19 protein-coding genes, 3 pseudogenes and 1 riboswitch are annotated in these 21,846 nt (G+C 71.2%); of the genes and pseudogenes, 12 read left to right on the top strand and 10 right to left on the bottom strand.

Annotated features, from left to right (window positions below; genetic code table 11):
* Window positions 1-41: 41 nt before the first annotated feature.
* The 6 genes and pseudogenes from H9L22_RS09125 (at window position 42) to H9L22_RS09105 (ending at window position 5,889) form a co-directional block, all read left to right on the top strand.
* Window positions 42-1,550: an ABC transporter permease gene (locus tag H9L22_RS09125; protein WP_187722455.1), complete on the top strand. Its 1,509-nt coding sequence runs from the start codon at window positions 42-44 to the stop codon at window positions 1,548-1,550.
* An 8-nt stretch (window positions 1,551-1,558) separates the two neighbouring features.
* Window positions 1,559-2,536, top strand: a complete 978-nt coding sequence (locus tag H9L22_RS09120) for an ABC transporter permease (RefSeq protein ID WP_187722454.1) — start codon at window positions 1,559-1,561, stop codon at window positions 2,534-2,536.
* 8 nt (window positions 2,537-2,544) lie between these two features.
* Window positions 2,545-4,269, top strand: a pseudogene (locus H9L22_RS09115) (ABC transporter ATP-binding protein).
* A gap of 6 nt (window positions 4,270-4,275) precedes the next feature.
* Window positions 4,276-5,208, top strand: coding sequence for a class I SAM-dependent methyltransferase (locus H9L22_RS09110; RefSeq protein ID WP_226966246.1), 933 nt, complete (start codon window positions 4,276-4,278; stop codon window positions 5,206-5,208).
* A complete protein-coding gene (locus H9L22_RS18830; RefSeq protein WP_226966245.1) occupies window positions 5,151-5,396 on the top strand; it encodes a THUMP-like domain-containing protein in 246 nt (81 codons plus the stop codon). Before H9L22_RS09110 ends, H9L22_RS18830 begins: the two co-directional genes overlap by 58 nt.
* Window positions 5,397-5,406: 10 nt before the next feature.
* The gene (locus tag H9L22_RS09105; protein ID WP_187722453.1) at window positions 5,407-5,889 is read left to right on the top strand and encodes an NUDIX hydrolase; all 483 of its coding nucleotides are present in this window, start codon (window positions 5,407-5,409) and stop codon (window positions 5,887-5,889) included.
* A gap of 17 nt (window positions 5,890-5,906) precedes the next feature.
* Here H9L22_RS09105 and H9L22_RS09100 read toward each other — a convergent pair whose 3' ends face one another.
* The 9 genes and pseudogenes from H9L22_RS09100 to H9L22_RS09065 all read right to left on the bottom strand — a co-directional run bounded on the left by H9L22_RS09100 (window position 5,907) and on the right by H9L22_RS09065 (window position 12,508).
* Entirely contained in the window at window positions 5,907-6,380 is a 474-nt protein-coding gene (locus H9L22_RS09100) for a hypothetical protein (protein ID WP_187722452.1), read from the bottom strand.
* A complete protein-coding gene (locus tag H9L22_RS09095) occupies window positions 6,377-6,523 on the bottom strand; it encodes a hypothetical protein (RefSeq protein ID WP_187722451.1) in 147 nt (48 codons plus the stop codon). Before H9L22_RS09095 ends, H9L22_RS09100 begins: the two co-directional genes overlap by 4 nt.
* A 52-nt stretch (window positions 6,524-6,575) precedes the next feature.
* Window positions 6,576-7,357, bottom strand: a pseudogene (locus H9L22_RS20425) (ECF transporter S component).
* The gene (locus H9L22_RS09085; protein WP_226966242.1) at window positions 7,354-8,976 is read right to left on the bottom strand and encodes an ABC transporter ATP-binding protein; all 1,623 of its coding nucleotides are present in this window, start codon (window positions 8,974-8,976) and stop codon (window positions 7,354-7,356) included. The pseudogene H9L22_RS20425 and the gene H9L22_RS09085 overlap by 4 nt, the downstream one beginning before the upstream one ends.
* Window positions 8,973-10,136: a CbiQ family ECF transporter T component gene (locus tag H9L22_RS18815; protein ID WP_226966241.1), complete on the bottom strand. Its 1,164-nt coding sequence runs from the start codon at window positions 10,134-10,136 to the stop codon at window positions 8,973-8,975. Before H9L22_RS18815 ends, H9L22_RS09085 begins: the two co-directional genes overlap by 4 nt.
* 5 nt (window positions 10,137-10,141) lie before the next feature.
* On the bottom strand, window positions 10,142-10,744 hold the full coding sequence (locus H9L22_RS09080; RefSeq protein WP_187722449.1) for a hypothetical protein: 603 nt from the start codon (window positions 10,742-10,744) through the stop codon (window positions 10,142-10,144).
* A 236-nt stretch (window positions 10,745-10,980) separates the two neighbouring features.
* Window positions 10,981-11,110: riboswitch (cobalamin riboswitch) on the bottom strand.
* A gap of 29 nt (window positions 11,111-11,139) precedes the next feature.
* A complete protein-coding gene (locus H9L22_RS09075) occupies window positions 11,140-11,865 on the bottom strand; it encodes a hypothetical protein (protein WP_187722448.1) in 726 nt (241 codons plus the stop codon).
* Window positions 11,862-12,026, bottom strand: a complete 165-nt coding sequence (locus H9L22_RS09070) for a hypothetical protein (protein ID WP_187722447.1) — start codon at window positions 12,024-12,026, stop codon at window positions 11,862-11,864. Before H9L22_RS09070 ends, H9L22_RS09075 begins: the two co-directional genes overlap by 4 nt.
* Window positions 12,023-12,508 (bottom strand): vWA domain-containing protein, encoded by a 486-nt coding sequence (locus H9L22_RS09065; RefSeq protein WP_226966301.1) that lies wholly within the window; start codon window positions 12,506-12,508, stop codon window positions 12,023-12,025. Before H9L22_RS09065 ends, H9L22_RS09070 begins: the two co-directional genes overlap by 4 nt.
* Window positions 12,509-12,563: 55 nt before the next feature.
* Between H9L22_RS09065 and H9L22_RS09060 the strand changes: the two genes are divergently transcribed.
* The 5 genes and pseudogenes from H9L22_RS09060 to H9L22_RS09040 all read left to right on the top strand — a co-directional run bounded on the left by H9L22_RS09060 (window position 12,564) and on the right by H9L22_RS09040 (window position 18,988).
* Window positions 12,564-13,322 carry a LamB/YcsF family protein gene (locus tag H9L22_RS09060; protein WP_187722445.1) on the top strand — a complete coding sequence of 253 codons (759 nt, stop codon included), beginning with the start codon at window positions 12,564-12,566 and terminating at the stop codon, window positions 13,320-13,322.
* Window positions 13,319-14,851: a 5-oxoprolinase subunit B/C family protein gene (locus H9L22_RS09055; protein ID WP_187722444.1), complete on the top strand. Its 1,533-nt coding sequence runs from the start codon at window positions 13,319-13,321 to the stop codon at window positions 14,849-14,851. Before H9L22_RS09060 ends, H9L22_RS09055 begins: the two co-directional genes overlap by 4 nt.
* Before the next feature lie 145 nt (window positions 14,852-14,996).
* Window positions 14,997-15,292, top strand: a pseudogene (gene groES, locus H9L22_RS09050) (co-chaperone GroES).
* A gap of 9 nt (window positions 15,293-15,301) precedes the next feature.
* Complete coding sequence (gene groL / locus H9L22_RS09045) at window positions 15,302-16,885, top strand: chaperonin GroEL (RefSeq protein WP_187722443.1); 1,584 nt, start codon at window positions 15,302-15,304, stop codon at window positions 16,883-16,885.
* Window positions 16,886-16,972: 87 nt separating this feature from the next.
* Window positions 16,973-18,988, top strand: coding sequence for an ATP-dependent helicase (locus H9L22_RS09040; protein WP_187722442.1), 2,016 nt, complete (start codon window positions 16,973-16,975; stop codon window positions 18,986-18,988).
* 10 nt (window positions 18,989-18,998) lie between these two features.
* On the opposite strand, the gene H9L22_RS09035 is transcribed toward H9L22_RS09040, so the two are convergent.
* Entirely contained in the window at window positions 18,999-20,081 is a 1,083-nt protein-coding gene (locus tag H9L22_RS09035) for a branched-chain amino acid aminotransferase (protein WP_187722441.1), read from the bottom strand.
* Window positions 20,082-20,336: 255 nt separating this feature from the next.
* On the opposite strand from H9L22_RS09035, the gene guaB reads away from it, so the two are divergent.
* Window positions 20,337-21,839 carry an IMP dehydrogenase gene (guaB, locus tag H9L22_RS09030; protein ID WP_187722637.1) on the top strand — a complete coding sequence of 501 codons (1,503 nt, stop codon included), beginning with the start codon at window positions 20,337-20,339 and terminating at the stop codon, window positions 21,837-21,839.
* Window positions 21,840-21,846 lie beyond the last annotated feature (7 nt).

The following is a 21,846-nucleotide window of genomic DNA, read 5'->3' as shown; positions in this document are numbered from 1 at the left end:
CAGCACAGCACCGGCCGAACCCAAACCATAAGGACCTACGAGTGATCAGATACATCGCGAAACGGTTGGGCATCTCGCTGCTCATCCTGTTCCTGGGATCCATCTTGATGTTCGTCTTGACCATCAATTCGGGTGACCCTCTCGCCGATCTGCGCGAGTCGAACGCGCCGAACCGGGAAAACCTCATGAGGCAGCGCATCACTGCGATGCGGCTCGAGGACACCTGGTACGAGCGGTACTGGTCGTGGCTCAAGGGGCTGATCACCCAGGGCGACCTCGGCAAGGACATCCAGGGACGCAGCGTCAACGACCTCGTCGCCAGCGCGGCGGGTGCCACGCTGCGGCTGGTCATTCTTGCGACGCTGCTGGCCATCGTCATCGGCGTGACGCTGGGTATCGTCACCGCCATCCGCCAGTACAGCGGCTTCGACTACGGCGTCACCTTCGCCGCCTTCGTCTTCTTCTCCCTGCCCGTCTTCTGGGCCGCGGTGATGCTCAAGCACTACGCCGCCATCGAGTTCAACAACTGGATCGTCGACGCGAGATTCACCCCGACATCCATAGCCGTGATAGCCCTCGTGCTGGCCTTCCTGCTCGTCGCCGCCATCGGCGGCCCCTGGAAGCGCCGCCTCATCAGCTTCGCCGTCGCCGCCGTGGTGTTCGCCGGGGCGATGGTCTACTTCGACCAGGTGCAGTGGTTCCGCCGCCCCGCCATCGGGCTGCCGATCTTCGCCATCCTCGTCGTCGCGGCCGCCGCCATCGTCATCGTGCTGACGTCCGGCTTCAAGAACGTCCGGGTCCGCAACGCTGTTGCCACCACCGGCATCGTCGCCATCATCGGCTACGGCCTGACGCGCGGCATGCTCATGAAGGCCCCGTCGACTGGCCTGCTGCTGGTCTGCTTCCTCGCGGCCATCGTCGTCGCGCTGGTCGCCGGCTATGCGTGGGGCGGCTTCTCCCGCAAGCAGGCCATCAGCGCCTCGCTCGGGCTGGCCGTCGTGGCGTCCGTCGTGGCGCTCATCGACCTGGCCCTCAGCAACTGGGGCGCCTACCTGAAGGTGCAGCCCCGCCCGATCCCCACCATCGGGTCGGTGACGCCGAACTTCGAGACCACCTACTGGGGCCACTTCATCGACGCGGCCACTCACCTCATCCTGCCGACGATCGTGCTGACGCTGATCTCGGTCGCCAGCTACACCCGCTACACGCGCGCCTCGATGCTGGACGTCCTGAACCAGGACTACATCCGCACGGCCCGCTCGAAGGGTGTCTCGGAGCGCAAGGTCATCACGCGGCACGCGTTCCGCAACTCCCTGATCCCGCTGGCCACCATCGTGGCGTTCGACTTCGCGGCCCTCATCGGCGGCGCAGTCATCACTGAGACGGTGTTCGGCTGGCAGGGCATGGGCAACCTGTTCAAGGTCGGCCTCGACAGGGTCGACCCGGCGCCCGTCATGGCCTTCTACCTCGTCACCGGAACGGCGGCCGTCACGATGAACCTCGTCGCAGACATCGCCTACGCGTTCCTCGACCCGCGGATCGCGCGATAGGAGTCATGATGAGTGATCCCAACAACACGCTGCCCGCCGTCGAGCCCGAACAGCAGTTCTCGATCGAGGACGACGTCCAGACCAGCAACACCAAGTCCTACTCGCAGGGCCAGCTCGTGCGCCGCCGGTTCTTCCGGCACAAGGGTGCCATGGTCTCGATGGTGGTGCTGATCTTCATCATCCTTCTGGCCGTCACCTCGCTCGGCTGGGGACCCATCCCCGGCTGGTGGGGCAAGACCTACACCGACACCTACCTGCCGCTCGTCAACGGCGGCCGACCGACGATCCAGCTGTTCCCGCCGTCTCTGGGCGAACACCCGTTCGGCCAGGACACCGTCGGCAAGGACTACTTCGCCCTCGTGATGCGCGGCGCCCAGCAGTCGCTCATGATCGCCTTCACCGTCGGCCTCATCGCCACGTTCATCGGCACCATGGTCGGAGCCCTGGCCGGCTACTACCGCGGCTTCCTCGAAGCCTTCCTGATGCGCACCACGGACCTGTTCATCATCATCCCGACGCTGGTGCTCGCCGCCGTCCTCGGCAAGATGACCAGCGGCAACATCCTGGCGCTGGCGCTCGTGCTGGCCGCGGTGTCCTGGACGGGCCTGGCCCGGCTCGTCCGAGGCGAGGTGCTCTCGCTGCGTGAACGGGAGTTCGTGATGGCGGCCCGCGCCGTCGGTACGCCGTCGCTGCGCATCATCGTCCGGCACATCCTGCCGAACGCGCTCGGCACGATCGTCGTCAACGCGACGCTGCTGATCTCCGCGGCCATCCTCACGGAGACGTCCCTGTCGTTCCTCGGCTACGGCGTCCGGGCCCCCGACACGTCGCTCGGCCTGCTGGTCTCCGAGTTCCAGAACGCGCTCACCACGCGGCCCTGGCTCTTCTGGATCCCCGGCATGTTCATCCTGGCGATCTCGCTGTGCGTCAACTTCATCGGTGACGGCCTGCGTGACGCCTTCGATCCCCGGCAGCAGATGGACTGAGGAAGACGATGACTGAGAAGAAGATCTTCACCGGGGAGAACCCGGCCCTCAGGTTCACCGACCTGGACGTCGAGTTCCGCACCGAGTTCGGCCGCGTCCACGCCGTCAAGGGGCTGACGTTGTCCGTGGAGCCGGGCGAGGTGATGGCGCTGGTCGGTGAGTCCGGCTCCGGTAAGTCGGTCACCGCGACGACCGCGCTGGGCCTCCTGCCGAAGACGGCGACCATCACGGGCGAGACGGTGGTCGGCGACAAGACCGTCGGCGAACTGTCCGGCCGGGACCTGCGCTCCATCCGTGGCAGCCGCGTGGCGATGGTGTTCCAGGAGCCGATGACCGCGCTGAACCCGGTCATCAAGATCGGCGAGCAGCTCACCGAGGCCATGGAGGTCCATGGCGTCGCGTACGGCCGGGAGGCCTGGCAGCGCGCCATCGACCTGCTCGCGGCCGTCGGCATCGCCGCTCCCGAGCGACGCGTCAAGCAGTTCCCGCACGAGCTCTCCGGCGGCATGCGGCAGCGCGTCGTCATCGCGATGGCGCTCGCCTGCGACCCCGAGGTGATCATCGCCGACGAGCCGACCACGGCCCTCGACGTGACGGTGCAGGCCGAAATCCTCGACCTGCTCCGGTCGCTGAAGGACAAGCTGAACACGGGCATCCTGCTGATCACGCACAACATGGGCGTCGTGGCCGACATGGCCGACAACGTCGCCGTCATGTTCAAGGGCAACATCGTCGAGCGGGGCCCCGTCGAGGAGGTGCTGCTCAAGCCGCAGCATCCCTACACGAAAAAGCTGCTGGCGGCAGTGCCCCACCTGGGCGAGGGTCACGGCCAGTTCGGCACCGCCCCGCACCCGGTCGCGGAGGACGCCACGACGGCGCTGTCGGTGGAGAACCTGGTCGTCGAGTACAAGCGGCAGGGCAAGAAGCCGTTCCGCGCCGTCGACGACGTGTCCTTCGACGTCAAGCGTGGCGAGATCGTCGGCCTGGTGGGCGAGTCCGGCTCGGGCAAGTCGACCATCGGCCGCGCGCTGCTGGGGCTGATCCCGTCCGAGTCCGGCCAGGTCCGGGTCCTCGACGAGGACCTCCTGTCGCTCAAGGGCTCGGCGCTCAAGGCGCTGCGGCGCCGCGTCGGCGTGATCTTCCAGGATCCCGCCGCGTCGCTGAACCCGCGTTTCCCCGTCGGTGACGTCATCTCGGAACCCCTGGTGGTACACAAGGTCGGGAACTCCGCTTAGCGGGAGGCCCGGGTCCACGAGCTGCTTGAGGCCGTCCAGTTGCCGCGCAGCGCGTACAACCGTTACCCGCACGAGCTCTCGGGCGGTCAGCGGCAGCGTGTCTCGATCGCCAGGGCGCTGGCTCTGCGCCCGGACCTGCTCATCGCGGACGAGCCCACCTCGGCGCTCGACGTGTCGGTGCAGGCCTCGGTGCTGGCCATGTTCACGGAACTCCAGCGTGAGTTCGGGTTCGCCTGCCTGTTCATCTCGCACGACCTGGCGGTCATCGACTCGCTGGCGCACCGCGTCGTCGTGATGCAGTACGGCAAGATCGTGGAGAAGGGCGTCCGCGAGGACGTGCTCCTCAACCCGCAGCAGGAGTACACCAAGCGGCTCCTCGCAGCGGCCCCGGTCCCGGACCCGATCGAGCAGCGGGCACGGCGCGAGGAGCGTCACGCGCTGCTCAAGGAACTCGGCGACGAGATCGTCGAGCTCGACACCCGCGAGCTGCAGCAGTAGGTTCCCGTGTCCGCCAGGGACGATGCGCTGGCCGCGGCCATGGCCGAGCCGGACCCGTCATCGCTGGCGGCGGCGGCACGGCTCCGCCGCAGCTTCGACGCCGACGACGCGGCCTGGGCACTCGCCCAGGCCGCGTTGCGGCGTTCCGCCGCCGGGCGGTTCGCCCGCGCCGACGAGATGCTGTTCACCCGCGCCGGACTGGAGCAGGCCACCCGTGAACCGGTGGCGCGCTGGCGGGCGGCGAGGTTCGTCGCCGCCGGCGTGACGCAGGTGTGGGACCTGGGCTGCGGCATCGGGCTCGACTCCATGGCCTTCGCCGAGGCGGGGCTGCGCGTCGTCGCCGTCGAGGCCGACGGTGAGACGGCGGCCGTCGCGGCGCACAACCTGGCGTTGGTCGACGGCGACGCTGAGGTCCGCGTGGGTTTCGCCGAGGAGGCCGCGGTGCCGCCCGGTGCCGCAGTCTTCCTCGACCCGGCCCGCCGCACCGCGAAGGGACGCACCTGGAACGTGGCCGACTTCACGCCGCCCTGGGACTTCGTGCTCGGCCACCTGGCCTCGGAGCGGTTCGTGGCCGTCAAGCTGGGGCCGGGGCTGCCGAAGGAGCTGATCCCGCCAGTGTGCTGGCGGGCTGGACGAGCCACCGCGGCGACGTGGTCGAGGCGACGCTGTGGAACCGACTGGGCACCGGCACCGAGGCCGTGGTCCTGCCGCACGAGCTGCGGGTCACCTCTCCGCCGGCGCTGGAGGTGCGGCCACTGGGCCGTTATCTCCTGGAGCCGGACGGCGCCGTCATCCGGGCCGGGCTCGTCTCGGCCGTCGCGCCGGGGAGCGATGTGTGGCTGCTGGACCGGCACACCGCCTACCTGTCGGCGGACGAGCCGGTGGACACCGTCTACGCCACGACGTTCGAGGTGGACGAGGTGCTGCCCTACGACGTGAAAGTCCTGCGCCGCTGGGTGGCCGACCGGGGCGTCGGGACGTTGGAGATCAAGAAGCGGGCCATCGACGTCGATCCCGCCGAGCTGCGCCGGAAGCTGCGGCCGAAGGGGCTGGGGGCCGCCACGCTGATCCTCGCGCGGACCCTCGCCGGCACCGTCGCGATCGCGGCCCGCCGCGTCGGACGGTAGCGTCTGCGACATGCCCTACGCGCCCGAACTGACGACGCTCGCCTACGTGACCGACCCCACCCGCACGAAGGTCCTGCTCGTACATCGCATCGCCCGCGACTCCGACGAGCAGCTGGGCAAGTACAACGGGCTCGGCGGCAAGGTCGAACGCGACGAGGACGTGGTGGCCGCGATCCGTCGCGAGCTCCGGGAGGAGGCGGGCATCGAGGCCGTCGACCTGGCTCTCCGCGGCACCGTCTCCTGGCCTGGGTTCAACGGGCGCGACGTGTTCGGCTTCGTCTTTCTCGTCACGGCGTTCACCGGCGAGGTGCCGGAGGCCAACGAGGAGGGCACCCTGTCGTGGCACGACGTGGCCTCCATGATGGAACTGCCCATGTGGGACGGCGACCGACACTTCCTGCCGCTGGTCTTCGACGAGTCGGTCACCCAGTTCCACGGTACGATCCCCTACGACGGCGGCACGAGCGTGGGCTGGCAGGTCAGCCGGCTGTAGCCGGCTCCGGCGCTGCCTCAGACGACGGAGGGACGCCCGACGACGGAGACGACCCCGACACCCGTCCCGAGCAGTCTCCCGGCGACCTCCCGGCGCCCGGCTGCGCCGCCGTCGACGATGTGTGCGGTCTCGCCGGGCGTGAGGAGCGTGATCGGGATCATCCGGATCGTCTCCCCGGGCGCGACGGACACCTCGGCCGGGCGGCCGGGCGCTTCCAGACCGATCATGATGCCGATCCTGTCGCCGCTCACCATCTCCTCGGCGATCCCGTCGGGAGCGTAGAGCTCCATCGACACGACGCCGAACCGTTCCAGATGCCCCGTGATGCCGCCCATGTCGGCCACGGTCGCGGCGAAGTTCCGCAGACTGTCCAACTCCCAGCTCGTGCGGATGGTGTCGAAGTCGGCGCCGACGAGGGCCGGCGACTCGATGTACACCTCGCCGCCGAAGCCGGTGGCGGGACCCGACCCGTCGCGGAACGGGTCGGTCATGCCGTCGGAGGCCAGGATGACGGTCTCAGGCGTGCGTCGACCTGGCTCAGGTCCTCGTCAGCGGAGGTGGGCTGTGCAGTGGGCGGCTGCTCCTGTGCCGGCGTGGCGGCGTCCTTCTTCCTGAACCTGCTGAACCAACCCATGGCGACCTCCTCATGCTGAGCCTGGTCGCCACAGCGTAGGGGCGCAGTGGGCTCAGGGGACGGTGGCGGTGCACTCTGCGAAGGTGCCGCGCCGGTTCGCGCGGCGCAGTATCCGCAACAGGGGCCGTCCGACCACGCACAGCGTCAGCACCGTCGTGAAGGCGCGTCCGAGGTTCCACGCCATGCTGGTGGCCAGGTTGAACAGGGCGAACCGGTGCAGGTTCTCCAGCATCGGCGCCCCCGCGACGTAGCTGAGGTCGGTGGCCATGCCGAGCGAGAACGGCCACATGGCGAGGTCCACCAGCGCACCGTAGAGGAAGGCGGTCACGGTGCCGTAGCAGCTCAGCAGCGCGATCTCCGCCCAGCCCGTGGCGCGGGGAAGCAGGCCGGCCCCCAGCGACACGAACGAGGCAGCCAGGAGCTGGTACGGAAGCCAGGGGCCGACGCCCCCTGTCAGCACGGCCGACGTGAACAGGGTGGTGCTGCCCAGCAGGAATCCGAAGGTGGGGCCGAAGACCCGCCCCCGAGGATGAGCGGCACGAAGATGAACTCGATGCCCGCGGTGCCTGCACCGAGGGGGCGGGACAGGGCACCCAGCGCGGACAGGACACCGAGCATGGCGAGGGACTTGACGTCGATGGTGCCGCGGCTGAGTTCGGAGACGACGATGCCCAGCATCACCGGCAGCAGCAGCGCGAACACGAACGGGGCCTGGCTGTTGCCGTCCAGGGTGGCGGCGGGGGCCACGATCAGCGGCCACACGAACGCGAGCAGGCCTGCGGCCCCGGCGAGCGTCAGCATCGCCGTCGACGTGAGGTCGGGGCGTGCGTTCATGGCCGGGCAGCCCCGACGGTGATCGCGTCGCGCACCTCGGCGACGGTGAGGACGTCGTGGGGGTGGAACACCTTGGCCACCTGGGGCGAGAACGCGGGGGAGGCGCAGCAGACCGTGCGGGTCGGCCCGTCGGCGACGATGTCGCCCTCCGCCAGCACGATGCAGCGCTCGGTCGTCTGCGCGGCGAACTCCACGTCGTGGGTGGAGATGACGACGCAGGCGCCGTCGGCCGCGAGCTGCGAGACGATGCGCGTCAGCTCGGACTTCATCTGATAGTCCAGCCCCCGCGTCGGCTCGTCGAGGCAGATGACGGCGGGGCGCGCCGCGAGCTGGATCGCGAGCACGAGCGCCAGCCGCTGCCCCTCGGACAGGTCACGCGGGTTGCGGTCGTCCGGAAGGTCGGCACCCAGCCGGTCCAGGATGGCGCGGGTCGTTCCCGGCTCGGCGGTGGACTCGGTGTCGGCCTGGCGCAGTTCGTCCCCCACGGTCGGCAGGTACAGCAGGTCGGCGGGGGACTGGGGGACGAGGCTGACGAGGCGGCGGGCCTCGGCGTCGGAGACGGTGCGGGGGTCGGCCGCGTCGATGGCCAGGGTGCCGGTGCTGGCCACGGCGCCCTGCAGCGCCCACAGCAGGGACGACTTGCCGGAGCCGTTGCGGCCCATGAGGGCGACGATGGTGCCCGCCTGCAGTTCGAGGCTGACGTTGACGGCCACCAGGTCGCCGTAGCGGACGGCCAGGTCGGTGGCGCTGAGCACCGAGGTCAGCCCCTCAGCCCGCCACGAGACCGACTCCCGCGGTAGGTCCGGCAGCACGACGTGGGGGCCCTCGGCGGCGACTTTGCGCCGGGCCGCGCGGACGCTCGTGGCCACCGTCGGCCAGCCGAGCGCGTCGGAGAGCTGCGCCAGCGGCGGCTTCACGTCGGCCTCGGCGAGGATCGCGGCGGTGGGGCCGAACACTGCCCGGCCGTCGCCCGGCAGCCAGATCGCCGAATCGGCGGCGTGCATGACCCGCTCCAGCCGGTGCTCGGCCAGCACCACGGTGAGGCCGACGTCGTGCACGAGCGTGGTGATGGCGGCGAGCACGTCCTGGGCCGCGGTGGGATCGAGGGCGGAGGTGGGCTCGTCGAGAACGAGCACGCGCGGCTGGGCCGCCAGGACGGCGGCGATGGCGACCCGCTGCTGCTGGCCGCCCGACAACTCGACCAGGGGCCTGCGGCGCAGGTCGGCGATGCCCATCAGGTCGAGTGTCTCCTCGACCCGCTTCCGCATCGTCACCGGGTCGAGCCCCAGCTGCTCCATGCCGTAGGCGATCTCGTCTTCGACGACGTCTGTCACGAAACCGGCCAGCGGATTCTGGCCGACGAAGCCGATCACGTCGGCCAGGTCGCGGGGACGGCGTGCGGTCACGTCGACGCCGCCGACGCGGACCCCGCCGGACAGCGTCGAGCCCGTCGTCGCGGGGACCAGCGCGTTGATCGCGCCGAGCAGCGTCGACTTGCCGGTGCCCGTGCGGCCGATCACGACGCACAGGTCGGATTCCCGGATGGTGCCCGTCACGTCCTCCAGCACCGGCGTGGTCGCGTCGGGAGGGGTGATGGTGACGCGGTCGAACTCGATCAACGGAGCCTCCTGGGGGCGGGGGTGGCGAAGCCGGGCACGGCCAGGGCGAGCGCGGCGATGACGGCGGGCCACGGCAGTGTGGGCCAGCGGACGGGGATCTGCTGCGAGTTCATCTCGGCGGGCACGCCGTAGGGGGAGATGAGCCACAATACGATGACGAGCGCGACGACGCCGCACGCCACCGTCAGGTGTTCGGGGGCTCCCCACGGCGAGGGGCGGTAGCGGGTCACGCCGAGCTGTGCCCCGGAGACGCGCAGCCCCCACAGGGACAGGCCGAACCCGATCAGCAGCAGGGAGACGGCGAGCCATGCCGGGCCGCTCAGGCCCAACAGCACCGGCGTCCTGCCGGGGACGGCGAGAAGGACGTAGCTGCCGAACAGGATCGCTGTCAGCGCGCCCAGCAGTTGCCTGGTGCCGTGGCGGCGCTCCCCGGTCCTGCGGGTGCGCCCGTAGCCGCGGGCCTCCATCGAGGTGGCCAGCTGCAGCGACCCCTCGACGGCGTCCTCGATGACGGGAAGCAGCGTGCCGGGCAGGGCGCTGAGACCGCGGCGCCGTCCGCCCCGGAGCCGCTGCCCACGGCGGACGCGGTGGATCGAGGCGATGAGCTGCGGGATGAGGGCCAGGGCGATGACGACCGCCGTCGAGATGTCGCGCAGCGCCGCCGGCACGGACTTGAGAGCGGTGCGGGGGTTGGCGAGCGAGTTGGCGGCGCCGACGCAGAGCAGCATCGCGGCCAGTCGGATCGCGTCGAACAGGGCGACGGCAAGGGCATCCAACGTCACGGGGCCGCCGAGGGTCACGCCGGCGGCCCATCCCGGCAGGGCGACGGACGGCAGCGTGAACAGCACGGTCCCCGTCCGGACGCCGCCGATGGTGATCTGGAAGAACAACCGCATCCCGACGATCACCAGTGCGAGGATGAGGTAGATCTTGAGCGACCGCGCCCAGGGCGCGTCGGAGCGGCGGAGGAGAACCACCGCCACCACCGACACCACCACCAGCGCGATCACGATGGGGTTGGTGGTGAGGCTGACCGCCGCGCTCGCGCACAGCGCCCAGCCCCACCAGGCCCACGGGTGGACGAGCCGGACCGACCGGTCGAGCCCCTCGACAGGGACCTGCGGATCGGCCGGCGCCACCCGTGGAATGAGCCGTGGCATGTCGGTCAGCGACCGCCGGTGGCCTTCGGCGCGCCGGAGCCGCGCCTGCGCAGCCAGACGACCACGCCGACCGCGGCCGCGACGACCACGAGGCCCCCCACGACCGCCCAGACGACAGTGCCGGAGCCCTGGTCGGTGGCGCCGTCATCGGTGGGCTCTGCACTGGCCGACTCAGTGGCCGACGCGCTGGGCGAGGCGGAGGGGCTGGCGGTCTCGCCCGTGAACGGGAGGTCGACCGCGGTGAGGCCGTCCGGCGCCGCCACCGGGGTTCCGCCCATGAGGATGTTCAGCTGCGGCGGGGTGCACTCCTTCGCCTCGGCCGTCGCGAAGCACCAGGCCTCGATGGTGCCGCCGGCGGGCGTGAAGGCGCCGGCCCCGACCTCGGAGTAGGCGTAGGCCTCGCCGGGTGCCCCGTGGAAGTAGGCCCAGTAGGAGCCGTCGAACGTCGCGGGGCAGACCTCGGGGGTGCCGTCGATGCTGCAGATGAACCCGTCGGCATAGCCGAGGGTCAGGCCCGCCTTGACGAGGGCGTCCTCGCCGGAGGTCGGGGCGTCGACGCACTCGTTGGCCAGGGCGGTGCCCTCGCCGTCGACGACGAGGAGCCACACCCGTCGGAGCTGAGGCAGGCGCCGACAGGGTTGTCTTCGGTGGCCATGGCGGGGGAGGCGCCGAGGCCGACGAAGGCGAGCAGCGTCAGGAGGATGAGAGAGAGGAGGCGTGCCGGACGTGCCGGGGGCGCCGTGGGGTTAGACATGGATCGATGCCTTTCTGTCTCGGGACTGCCAGGTCCAGGCCGAGACGCATGCGAAGGCCCGGTCCCCTCCGTAGTCCGCGACGGATTCATGTGTGGACGCGCGTCAAGGACGGTTTCCCGGCTCCGGCCCATCGGGGCCGTCACGGTTGCGGGTCAGCGCTGGAATCGCACCAGCTTCCCCGATCGATGACGCGTGGCCACCCTAACACCTGGCGCCGTGGGGGGCCGTCGCGAGCCGCGCCCAGGGGATCACCAGCTCCTGGTGCCGTCCGAGGGGGGCTCGGCTGCAGCTCCGCTCTCGTCCCTGCCCGCCTGATCGGCCTCCCGAGCGAGCCGTTCCAGCGCCTCCAGCTCCTGGAGCCGGGACGCGGGGTCGGCCTCCACCGCTTCGGTCTCCTGCCTGCCGTCGCCCGTCTTCGCCGCGAGACGCTCGGCGGTGGCGGCCAGCTGTTCCCTCGGGGAACCGCTCGGGTTGGCGTCTGCTTCGTCCGTGCCGTCCTCGGGGGACTGGGCGGCGTCGGCGCAGTTGGCCTCGGTGAGGACGCGGGTGGCCGCCTGCCAGTATCCGACGGCGTTGCGCGCGTCGCCGGCGCGATCGAACTCGTCGCCGGCAGCCTCCAGCGCCCAGGCCCAGTTCAGCCGGACGATGCACTGCTGCTCCGGCGGAGCGAGAGAGGCGGCCAGCTCGAAGTCCTCGGCTGCGCCGCTCCAGCTTCGTTGCGAGAAGCGGGCGACCCCGCGGTCGAAGGGCAGCACCCACCGGTCCACGAGATTGACCGCGAGGCCACGGCTGAACGCCTGCTCCGCCGCCAGCGGGTCGCCACGCTTCCAGGCGGCCGTGCCCAGGGCCGTGAGACCGAGCTGGGCGAGCAGCGCCAACCCGAGGCAGGACGCCAGGAGGACGGTCGCCGCGCCGCCGACGGCCCATCGGAGGGCGAGCCAGGAGCGGCCCACCGGCCCGTCGTGTCGTGTCATCGCAGGTCCTTCCAGAGTCGGCGGGCGTCGCGGACGGTGAGGTACAGCTCGAGCAGGACCAGCGACGCGATCAGCAGCCCGAGGGCCCACGCCGGAGGCACGGCGCCCTCGGCGGTGGCGGGGCCGGCCGTGGCGGCGGGATCCTCGGGCCAGAACGTCACCCCGCCCGGGGCCCCCGGTGCAGATAGTCGCCGCCCAGCTCGGCGGCGATCGCGTCGAGGTTGCCCTCGTCGATGCGGGAGCGCTGGGGCGTGTCGTTGCGGGAGACGAGGTCCTCGGACCCCGGCTGCAGAGGCATGGTCGCCCCGGCCTGGGTGCCGTATCCCAGCACGAGTGCGCCGGCGAGTCGGGGAGCCAGCCCGGCGAAGCTCTCCAGGGGCTCCTGCGATGTCTGCTCGCCGTCGCCGAAGTAGACCACGTAGCGGGGGACGTGGGGGCGGCTCGCCTCGGCGGCCGTGAGGAGCTCGTCCGCCATGCCGACGGCGACAGAGATGTCGCTGCCCGACGCCTGGGCGTCCGGCCTCCAACCGAGGGTCTGGCCGAGCGCGTCCACGGCGGAGGTGTCGCTCGTCCACGGAAGGGCGACGTCGGCCGCGTTGTCGAACGTGACCACCGCGAACCGTGCGCCGGGCATCTGCGTGATGAGCTCGTGGACGTCGTTGGCGACCGGGCCATCCCGCGCGGGCTAGGCTCTCTGCATGCGGATCGACCTCAACGCCGACGTCGGCGAGTCCTTCGGGCGCTGGCCGCTCGGCGATGACGACGCCCTCCTCGCGGTCGTCACCAGCGCGAACGTCGCCTGCGGCTTCCACGCCGGCGACCCGCTGACCCTCACCGGGACGTGCCGCGTCGCCGTCGGCCACGGCGTGACCATCGGGGCGCAGGTCGGCTACCGCGACCTCGCCGGGTTCGGGCGCCGATTCCTCGACGCGTCGCCCGCCGAGCTGACCGCCGACGTCGTCTACCAGCTCGGCGCCCTCGACGGCATCTGCCGCAGCGTCGGAGGGCGCGTTGCCTACCTCAAGCCGCACGGCGCCCTCTACAACGCGATCGTCCACCACGAGGCCCAGGCCGCGGCCGTCGTCGCCGCCGTCATCTCCTACGACGCGACCCTGCCGGTCCTGGGGCTCCCCGGCTCGGCGTTCCTGCGGCGGGCCGAGGAGGCCGGTTTGCGGGCCGTCCGGGAGGGGTTCGCCGACCGCGGCTACCGCGCCGACGGCACCCTCGTCCCACGCGGCGAACCCGGCGCCCTGATCACCGACCCCGCGGCCGTGGCCGAACGCGTGCTGCAGCTGGTCACCGACGGATCCGTGACCGCCGTCGACGGGACGCGCGTGTCGCTGCAGGTCGAGTCGGTCTGCCTGCACGGGGACACGGCAGGGGCCGTCGACCTGGCCCGCGCCGTCCGCGCCCGCCTCGAGGACGACGGCGTCACCGTCGCCCCGTTCGCGGCGTGAGGATCCTTCCCTGCGGGGAGCGGGCGCTGCTCCTCGAGTTCGACACGCTGGACGAGTCGCTCGCCGCCGCCGCCAGGCTCGATGCCGCGCGCGAATCCGGTCTGCCGCAGTGGGGCGGCGTAGCCGATGTGGTGCCTGCGGCACGCACCGTCCTCGTGACTGCCCGCGGCCTGCCGGGTCTTGCCGCTGCGATCGAGCGGCTGCTTGCCGCCGACGCCGCGGACGCGCCGGTGCCCCCTCCTCCGGAGGAGGTGGTGGTCCCCATCCGCTACGACGGCGACGACCTGGCCGACGTCGCGCGACTCACCGGCCTGACCGTCGCCGAGGTCGTCGCCGCGCACACCGGCACGCCCTGGCGGGTCGGGTTCGGCGGGTTCGCGCCCGGCTTCGCCTACCTGGCCGACGGCGACCCGCGGCTCCGGGTGCCGCGGCTCGCCAGCCCACGCACCCGCGTCCCCGCCGGTGCCGTCGCGCTGGCGGACGGGTTCAGCGGCATCTACCCGACCCCGTCACCCGGTGGCTGGCGCCTGCTCGGACGCACCGACGCAGTGTTGTTCGACGTCGATCGAACTCCGCCGGCCCTGCTGCGGCCGGGGATGCTGGTGCGGTTCATCGCCGTCGACGCGCTACGGTCGCGGCCGTCGGCCGCCCGGGCCGAGGCGGCGCCCGCTGGCGGGCGGGGTCTGGAAATCGTGGAGACCCGCTTCCCGATCCTCGTCCAGGACCGGGGACGGCCGGGATCCGGCGCCGTCGGGGTCGGCGCGTCCGGCGCCTCCGACCGCGGCGCCTATGAACTGGGCGCCCGGCTCGTCGGCAACGGGACGGGCGAGGCGGCGCTGGAGGTCACCCTCGGTGGCGCGACGCTCCGGGCGCACGGGGCGTGCACCGCCGTCCTCACCGGTGCGGCGTGCCCGGCGGAGGCCGGGGGCAGACCCGTGTCCCACCAGACGCTCTTCGTGCTCGGGGACGGCGAGACCCTGACGCTCGGGGCCCCGCCGGCCGGGCTGCGGACCTACCTCTCCGTCCACGGCGGCGTCGACGTCGCGCCGGTGCTGGGTTCCCGGTCCCGCGACACCCTCGGTGGCATCGGGCCGTCGCCGCTGCGAGCGGGGGACCGCGTGCCCCTCGGGGCCTCGGCTCCCGGGTGGACGCCCGGTGTCGGGTTCGTGCCCTATTCCGCCGCCCGCCCCGCGGAGGTCGAGCTGGCCTACCTGCCCGGTCCGCGATCCGACTGGGCCGACGGCCTGGCCGGCTCCGCGTGGACGGTCGGCAACGACGTGGACAGGGTGGGTGTCCGCCTCACCGGCCCGGCGCTGGGCAGGCGTGGCGGCGAGCTGCCCAGCGAGGGCGTCGTCCTGGGCGCCGTCCAACTCCCGCCGTCGGGTGAACCGGTGCTGTTCCTCGCCGACCACCCTCCGACAGGGGGGTATCCCGTCATCGGCGTGCTGACGGCGGAGTCGGCCGACCGGGCCGCCCAACTGCGCCCGGGTGACCGCTGCCGACTGGTGGCGTTCTGGCACTCGGCTTGATTGAGTGCTAAACCCGCGATAGTTTTGGCATTGGCACTCGACCTGGTCGGGTGCTAACGGTTGGGCGGCACCCGCGACGACGCCCGGCCCCCAGGAATGACAAGTGAACCGGGCAACCGGCTACCGCACAAAGAAAGGTGTTGACGTGGCAACCACGATCAAGCCGCTCGAGGATCGCATCCTCATCCAGCCCTCGAGGCCGTTCAGACCACCGCTTCCGGCCTCGTCATCCCCGACACGGCCAAGGAGAAGCCGCAGGAGGGCAAGGTCATCGCCACCGGCCCCGGCCGCATCGATGACAAGGGCAACCGCGTCCCGCTCGACGTCGCCGAGGGCGATGTCGTCATCTTCTCGAAGTACGGCGGCACCGAGGTCAAGTACGACGGCCAGGAGTACCTGCTGCTGAACGCCCGCGACATCCTCGCCGTCGTCAGCAAGTAAGGGATCCCCATGGCAAAGATTCTTGCTTTCGACGAGGAAGCCCGGCGCGCGCTTGAGCGCGGCGTCGACGCCCTCGCCAACACCGTCAAGGTCACGCTCGGCCCCAAGGGCCGCTACGTGGTTCTCGACCAGAAGTGGGGCGCCCCGACCATCACGAACGACGGCGTGACCGTCGCCAAGGAGGTCGAGCTCGACGATCCTTACGAGGATCTCGGCGCCCAGCTCGCCAAGGAGGTGGCCACCAAGACGAACGACGTCGCCGGTGACGGCACCACGACGGCGACCGTCCTGGCCCAGGCCATGGTCCACTCCGGCCTCCGCGCCGTCGCCTCCGGGGCCAACCCGGTCGGCCTGAAGCGTGGCATCGACCAGGCCGTCGAGGCCGTCGTCGGGCAGCTGCGCGAGAACGCCCGCCCCGTCGACACCACCGCCGAGATGGCGTCGGTCGCGACGATCTCGTCTCGTGACGAGCAGATCGGCGAACTGATCGCCGAGGCGTTCGACAAGGTCGGCAAGGACGGCGTCATCACCGTCGACGAGTCGAACACCTTCGGCACCGAACTCGAGTTCACCGAGGGCATGCAGTTCGACAAGGGCTACCTGAGCCCCTACTTCGTCACCGACGCCGACCGCATGGAGGCCGTGCTCGACGACCCGTACATCCTCATCAACAGCGGCAAGATCTCGTCGATGAACGAGCTCCTCCCGCTGCTGGAGAAGGTCATCGCGGCCAAGGGCACGCTGTTCATCGTGGCCGAGGACGTCGACGGCGAGGCTCTGTCGACGCTCGTGGTCAACAAGATCCGCGGCACCTTCACCTCGGTCGCCGTCAAGGCCCCGGCCTTCGGTGACCGTCGCAAGGCCATGCTCGAGGACATCGCGATCCTCACCGGCGGCCAGGTCGTCGCGCCCGAGGTCGGCCTCAAGCTCGACCAGGTCGGGCTCGAGGTGCTCGGCCGCGCCCGCCGGATCGTCGTCACCAAGGACGCCACCACCATCGTCGATGGCGCTGGTGAGTCCGACGAGGTCGCCGGTCGCGTCGCGCAGCTGCGCGGCGAGATCGAGCGCACCGACTCCGACTGGGATCGCGAGAAGCTCCAGGAGCGGGTCGCGAAGCTGGCCGGCGGCGTGTGCGTCATCAAGGTCGGCGCCGCCACCGAGGTGGAGCTCAAGGAGAAGAAGCACCGCATCGAGGACGCCGTCTCGGCAACCCGCGCGGCCATCGAGGAGGGCATCGTCGCCGGTGGCGGCTCGGCCCTCATCCACGCCGGTCGTGTGCTGGAAGGGTCGCTCGGCCTGACCGGTGACGAGAAGGCCGGTGTCGAGGTCGTCGCCAAGGCGCTCGTGGAGCCGCTGCGCTGGATCGCCGAGAACGGCGGCGAGGCCGGCTACGTCATCACGACGCGCGTCGCGGACATGGAGCTCGGTCACGGCTACAACGCCAGGATCGGCGAGTACCAGGACCTCGTCGCCAACGGCGTCATCGATCCGGTGAAGGTCACGCGCTCCGCGCTGGCCAACGCCGCCTCGATCGCGTCGCTGCTGCTCACCACGGAGACCCTCGTGGTGGACAAGCGCGAGGACGACGAGTGATCGTCTGATCGCAGAGCCTGGAGGCCCCGGACCGCACGGTCCGGGGCCTCCTCGTTTCTGTCGGAGGGCCCCGCTAGCGTCGCGGCCATGGTGGACATCGATCTGACAGCGGGTCTGGACCCGGCGCAGTGTGAGGCCGTCCAACACGGGCCGGGGCCGCTGGTGGTCGCGGCGGGCGCGGGCACGGGCAAGACCCGCACGCTGACGGCCCGCGTGGCCAGGCTGATCGACTCCGGTGTGCCTCCCGAGCGGATCCTGCTGCTGACCTTCACCCGCCGGGCCGCAGCCGCGATGACCAGCCGGGCGGCGGCGCTGTGCTCAGACCCCGGCGTCGCCCAGCGGCTCTGGAGCGGCACCTTTCATGCCGTCGCGCACCGGATCGTCGCGGAGCATGCGCAGCACCTCGGGCTGGGTGAGATCACGGTGCTGGACCCCGGAGACGTGACCGACCTGATCGACCTGCTGCGCGAGGAACACGGCCTCACCGGCACAGAGCAGCGGCTGCCCACCTCCCAGACGCTGGCGGACATCTGCTCCCGCGCGGTCAACACCGGCGTCAGCACCCGGCAGGTCATCGCCGAGCAGTTCCCCTGGTGCCTCGACCACGTCGAACGCATCAACGACCTGCTGCGTGCCCTCATGGAACGCAAGCGCAGCCGCGGGCTCCTCGACTTCGACGACCTGCTGCTCTACTGGAGGGCGTTGCTGGCAGACGAGCGCGTCGGCGACCGGCTCCGCGCCCGCTGGGACTGGGTGCTCGTCGACGAGTACCAGGACGTCAACCAGATCCAGGTCGACATCGTGTCGCTCCTGCGGCCCGGCGGTGAGGGGCTGACCGTCGTGGGAGACGACGCGCAGGCCGTCTACGGCTTCCGCGGCGCCACGGCCGAGCACCTGCTGGGGCTCCACGAGCATCTCCCGGGCTCCACCCTGGTGCGGCTGACACGCAACTTCCGGTCGGGCCAACACATCCTCGACCTCGCCAACGTCGTGCGGCCCGGCCGGCTCCCGCTCGGCCTGGTGGCCGACCGGGGGCCCGGCGCAGCGCGTCCCACACACGTGCGGTGCGCCAACGCGGACGACGAGGCCCGCGAGGTCGCCGACGCCGTCCTGGCCGCGCACGGCGAGGGCATGCCACTGCGCGACCAGGCCGTGCTCTTCCGCACCGGCACCCACAGCAGCCAGCTGGAGATCGAACTGCGGGTCCGCGGCGTCCCGTTCCACAAGTACGGCGGCATCGGCTACCTGGAGACCGCGCACGTGCGCGACCTCGTCTCCGCCTTCCGCGTCACCCTGAACTCGGCTGACGAGATCTCCTGGTACCGGCTCCTGACGAGGCATCGCGGGCTCGGGCGGGTGTCGGCCAGGGCGCTCGCCGCCCGGTTGGTCGACGGCGCCGCCCACGACGAGGTCGTCGCAGAGGCCCCGGCGAAGTCACGCACCTCGCTGGGAGCGACCCTGGAGAGGCTGCGGGAGGCGGAGGCCGCCTCGGCGACAGCTGACCGGGTGGAGGCCTGCCGCCAGGCCGTCGAACCGCTGCTGCGCCAGCACTACGTCGACTGGGGGAGGCGTGCGGCCGATGTCGAATCGGTCGCCGCGGCCGCGGCGGGCCAGACCGACCTGCGCTCCTTCATCGCCGACGCGACGCTGGACCCGGCGTCGGTGGCGTCGGACTGGGCCAAGAAGCCACACCTCGACGACGACTTCCTGGTGCTGTCGACCATCCACTCGGCCAAGGGCCTCGAGTGGCGCTCCGTGCACCTGCTGCGCGCCACGGATGGGTCACTGCCGTCCGACATGGCGCTGTCGACGGCCGAGGGGGTGGAGGAGGAGCAGCGGCTGTTCTACGTCGCTGCGACCAGGGCCCGCGACAGCCTGCGGATCTACACGCCGCTGCGGCTGCCGGTGCACCCGACAAGCCTCAGCTCGCGGCATGTGCTGACCAAGCCCAGCCGCTTCCTCACCGGCCCGGCGCTGGCGACCATGGACAGCGCCGTGTCGGCCGGGCTGCGGAACACAGCCCCCGGGCCGGGGCGTCCCGCAGGCTCGCCGGCCGCGCCACTGACGGTGGCCCTGCCCGATCTGGGGGCGCTGTTCGCCTGAGCCGGCGCCGTCAGATGATCCGGTGCATCCAGCCGTGCGTGTCGGCCCGGAGCCCGTACTGCAGGTCGGTCAGCGTCGTACGCAGCGACAGCGTCACCCGGCCGGGCGTGCCGTCGCCGACGATGTGGACGCCGTCGCGGTCGCGCAGCGAGCCCACCGGCGTAACGATCGCGGCGGTGCCGCACGCGAAGACCTCCCCGATGGTGCCGTCGTCGATGCCCGCGTACAGCTCGTCGAGCGTGATCCGCCTCTCCTCGACGGTCAGCCGGGACTCGGTGGCGAGCCGGAGGATCGCGCCGCGCGTGACGCCCTCGAGGATCGAGTCGGTCAACGCCGGCGTGAGGACCCGGCCGTCGGTGGTGACGGCGAACAGGTTCATGCCGCCCAGTTCCTCGACGTAGCGGTGCTCGACGGCGTCGACGAAGCCGACCTGCGAGCAGCCGTTGGCCTCCGCCTCCTGCTGCGCGATCATCGACGCCGCGTAGTTGCCGCCGCACTTGGCGAAGCCCGTGCCGCCAGGGGCGGCGCGGCTGAAGTCGCGTGTGAACCAGATGTCGACGGGCTGCACCCCCGTCCCGCCGAAGTAGGCCCCCGACGGGCTGGCGATGACGGCGTAGGTAACCGACGTCGACGGCTTGACCGCCAGGAAGGGGGAGCGCGCGAACATGAAGGGCCGCAGGTAGAGGCTCTGCTCCGCGCCGGTCGGGACCCAGTCGCGGTCGACCTCGACGAGACGGTCGACCGACGCCAGGAAGTCGTCGGTGCTCAACTCCGGCAGCCCCAGCCGACGGCAGGACCGCTGGAACCGCTCGGCGTTCACCTCGGCGCGGAAGCGCCAGACGGAGCCGTCCGCGTGTGCATAAGCCTTGAGTCCCTCGAACGCCTCCTGCGCGTAGTGGAGGACGGCGGAGGCGGGATCGAGCGTGAACGGGGCGTAGGGGACGACCCGGTGGTTCGTCCAGCCTGTGTCGGCGGTCCAGTCGATGAGCGACATGTGGTCGCTGAACCGGGCCCCGAATCCGGGGGAGGTCAGGATCTCGGCGCGCTGCGCCGCGCTGCTGCGCGGCTCGACGGTGAGGGTGAAGTCGGGCATGGGTGCTCCTCGGGAGGTGGCGTGGGCCAGCAGGCCGTCGGCCGGGTGCTGCCAGTCACCCTAGTCCGGGCTGCCCGGGCCCGTTACACGACCCCGGGTCGGCTTGGGGATGCCGACCGCGCTGAGTCGAAGTTTGCAGGTTGGTTGTTCGCGGTCCTTGTCGGCCCCCGGTCACGGTTGGGGGCCGGGGGAGGCGCGGGCTAGAATTGCCCTCGGACTCAACCCCCGAGCGAGAGGTGCCACGTGCAAGACGAGCTGAACGGAGCCGGGGTACCCGCCCCCTTTGTCAACCTCGGCCTGACCTTCGACGACGTGCTGCTGCAGCCGAACCAGTCGGACATCATCCCGTCCGAGGTCAACACGGGCACGCAGTTGACGCGCCGCGTCCGGCTGAACATCCCGCTCGCCTCCGCCGCGATGGACACTGTCACCGAGGCCCGCATGGCCGTCGCTATGGCCCGCGAGGGCGGCATCGGCATCCTGCACCGCAACCTCAGCATCGAGAACCAGGCGCACATGGTCGACCAGGTGAAGCGCTCCGAGGCAGGCATGGTCTCCGAGCCGATCACGGTTAGCCCGGACGCCACCCTGGCCGACGTCGACGAACTGTGCGCCAACTACCGCATTTCGGGGGCCCCCGTCGTTGACGGCGACGGCACGCTGGTCGGCATCATCACCAACCGCGACATGCGTTTCGAGGACGACCTCACCCGTCCCGTCCACCAGGTGATGACGCGCACGCCGCTCGTCGTGGCGCCGGTGGGGGTGTCCAGGGATGAGTCGCTCGCGCTGATGGCGCAGCACAAGATCGAGAAGCTCCCGATCGTCGACGCGGCAGGCAAGCTCACGGGCCTCATCACGCTCAAGGACTTCGTCAAGGCCGACAAATACCCCAACGCTGCGAAGGACGACCAGGGACGCCTCCGCGTCGGCGCCGGAGTTGGGCACTTCGGGGACTCCTGGGAGCGGGCCATGGCGCTCGTGGAGGAGGGTGTCGACGTCATCATCGTCGACACCGCACACGGCCACAGCCGCAGCGTCGTAGAGATGATCAAGCGCCTCAAGGCTGAACCGCTGGCCGCCGCCGTCGACATCGTCGGCGGAAACGTCGCCACCTATGCGGGTGCCAAGGCGCTCGTCGAGGCGGGCGCGGACGCCATCAAGGTCGGCGTCGGCCCCGGCTCCATCTGCACCACGCGCGTGGTCGCCGGCGTCGGCGTCCCCCAGGTGACGGCCATCTACGACGCGGCCCGCGCCGCCCGCCCGGCCGGTGTGCCGGTCATCGGCGACGGCGGCCTCCAGTACTCCGGCGACATCGCCAAGGCGCTCGTCGCCGGCGCGTCGACGGTGATGCTGGGCTCGCTGCTGGCCGGCTGTTCCGAGAGCCCTGGCGAGCTGGTGTTCATCAACGGCAAGCAGTTCAAGAGCTACCGTGGCATGGGTTCGCTGGGGGCCATGGCCGCCCGCGGCCGCAAGTCCTACTCGAAGGACCGCTACTTCCAGGGCGACGTGACCGCCGACGACAAGCTCATCCCCGAGGGTATCGAGGGCCAGGTCGCGTTCCGCGGCCCGCTGTCCGCCGTCGCCTACCAGCTGGTGGGCGGGCTCCGGCAGTCGATGTTCTACTCTGGTGCGGGGACGATCGCCGAACTGCAGGAGCGGGGTCGCTTCGTGCGGATCACCAGCGCAGGCCTGCGCGAATCGCACCCGCACGACATCCAGCTGACTGCCGAAGCGCCCAACTACTGGTCGCGGTAAGGAACTC

The organism is Tessaracoccus defluvii (assembly GCF_014489575.1).
Lineage (GTDB): Bacteria > Actinomycetota > Actinomycetes > Propionibacteriales > Propionibacteriaceae > Arachnia > Arachnia defluvii.
This window is presented reverse-complemented; position numbering and strand designations above follow the sequence as displayed.

Excerpts from the sequence above, each read along its gene's own strand:
- H9L22_RS09120 (WP_187722454.1), top strand. The coding sequence starts at position 1,559 with ATGAGTGATCCCAACAACACGCTGCCCGCCGTCGAGCCCGAACAGCAG.
- H9L22_RS09105 (WP_187722453.1), top strand. The coding sequence starts at position 5,407 with ATGCCCTACGCGCCCGAACTGACGACGCTCGCCTACGTGACCGACCCC.
- H9L22_RS09100 (WP_187722452.1), bottom strand. The coding sequence starts at position 6,380 with ATGACCGACCCGTTCCGCGACGGGTCGGGTCCCGCCACCGGCTTCGGC.
- H9L22_RS09095 (WP_187722451.1), bottom strand. The coding sequence starts at position 6,523 with ATGGGTTGGTTCAGCAGGTTCAGGAAGAAGGACGCCGCCACGCCGGCA.
- H9L22_RS18815 (WP_226966241.1), bottom strand. The coding sequence starts at position 10,136 with ATGCCACGGCTCATTCCACGGGTGGCGCCGGCCGATCCGCAGGTCCCT.
- H9L22_RS09075 (WP_187722448.1), bottom strand. The coding sequence starts at position 11,865 with ATGACACGACACGACGGGCCGGTGGGCCGCTCCTGGCTCGCCCTCCGA.
- H9L22_RS09060 (WP_187722445.1), top strand. The coding sequence starts at position 12,564 with ATGCGGATCGACCTCAACGCCGACGTCGGCGAGTCCTTCGGGCGCTGG.
- groL (WP_187722443.1), top strand. The coding sequence starts at position 15,302 with ATGGCAAAGATTCTTGCTTTCGACGAGGAAGCCCGGCGCGCGCTTGAG.
- H9L22_RS09040 (WP_187722442.1), top strand. The coding sequence starts at position 16,973 with ATGGTGGACATCGATCTGACAGCGGGTCTGGACCCGGCGCAGTGTGAG.
- H9L22_RS09035 (WP_187722441.1), bottom strand. The coding sequence starts at position 20,081 with ATGCCCGACTTCACCCTCACCGTCGAGCCGCGCAGCAGCGCGGCGCAG.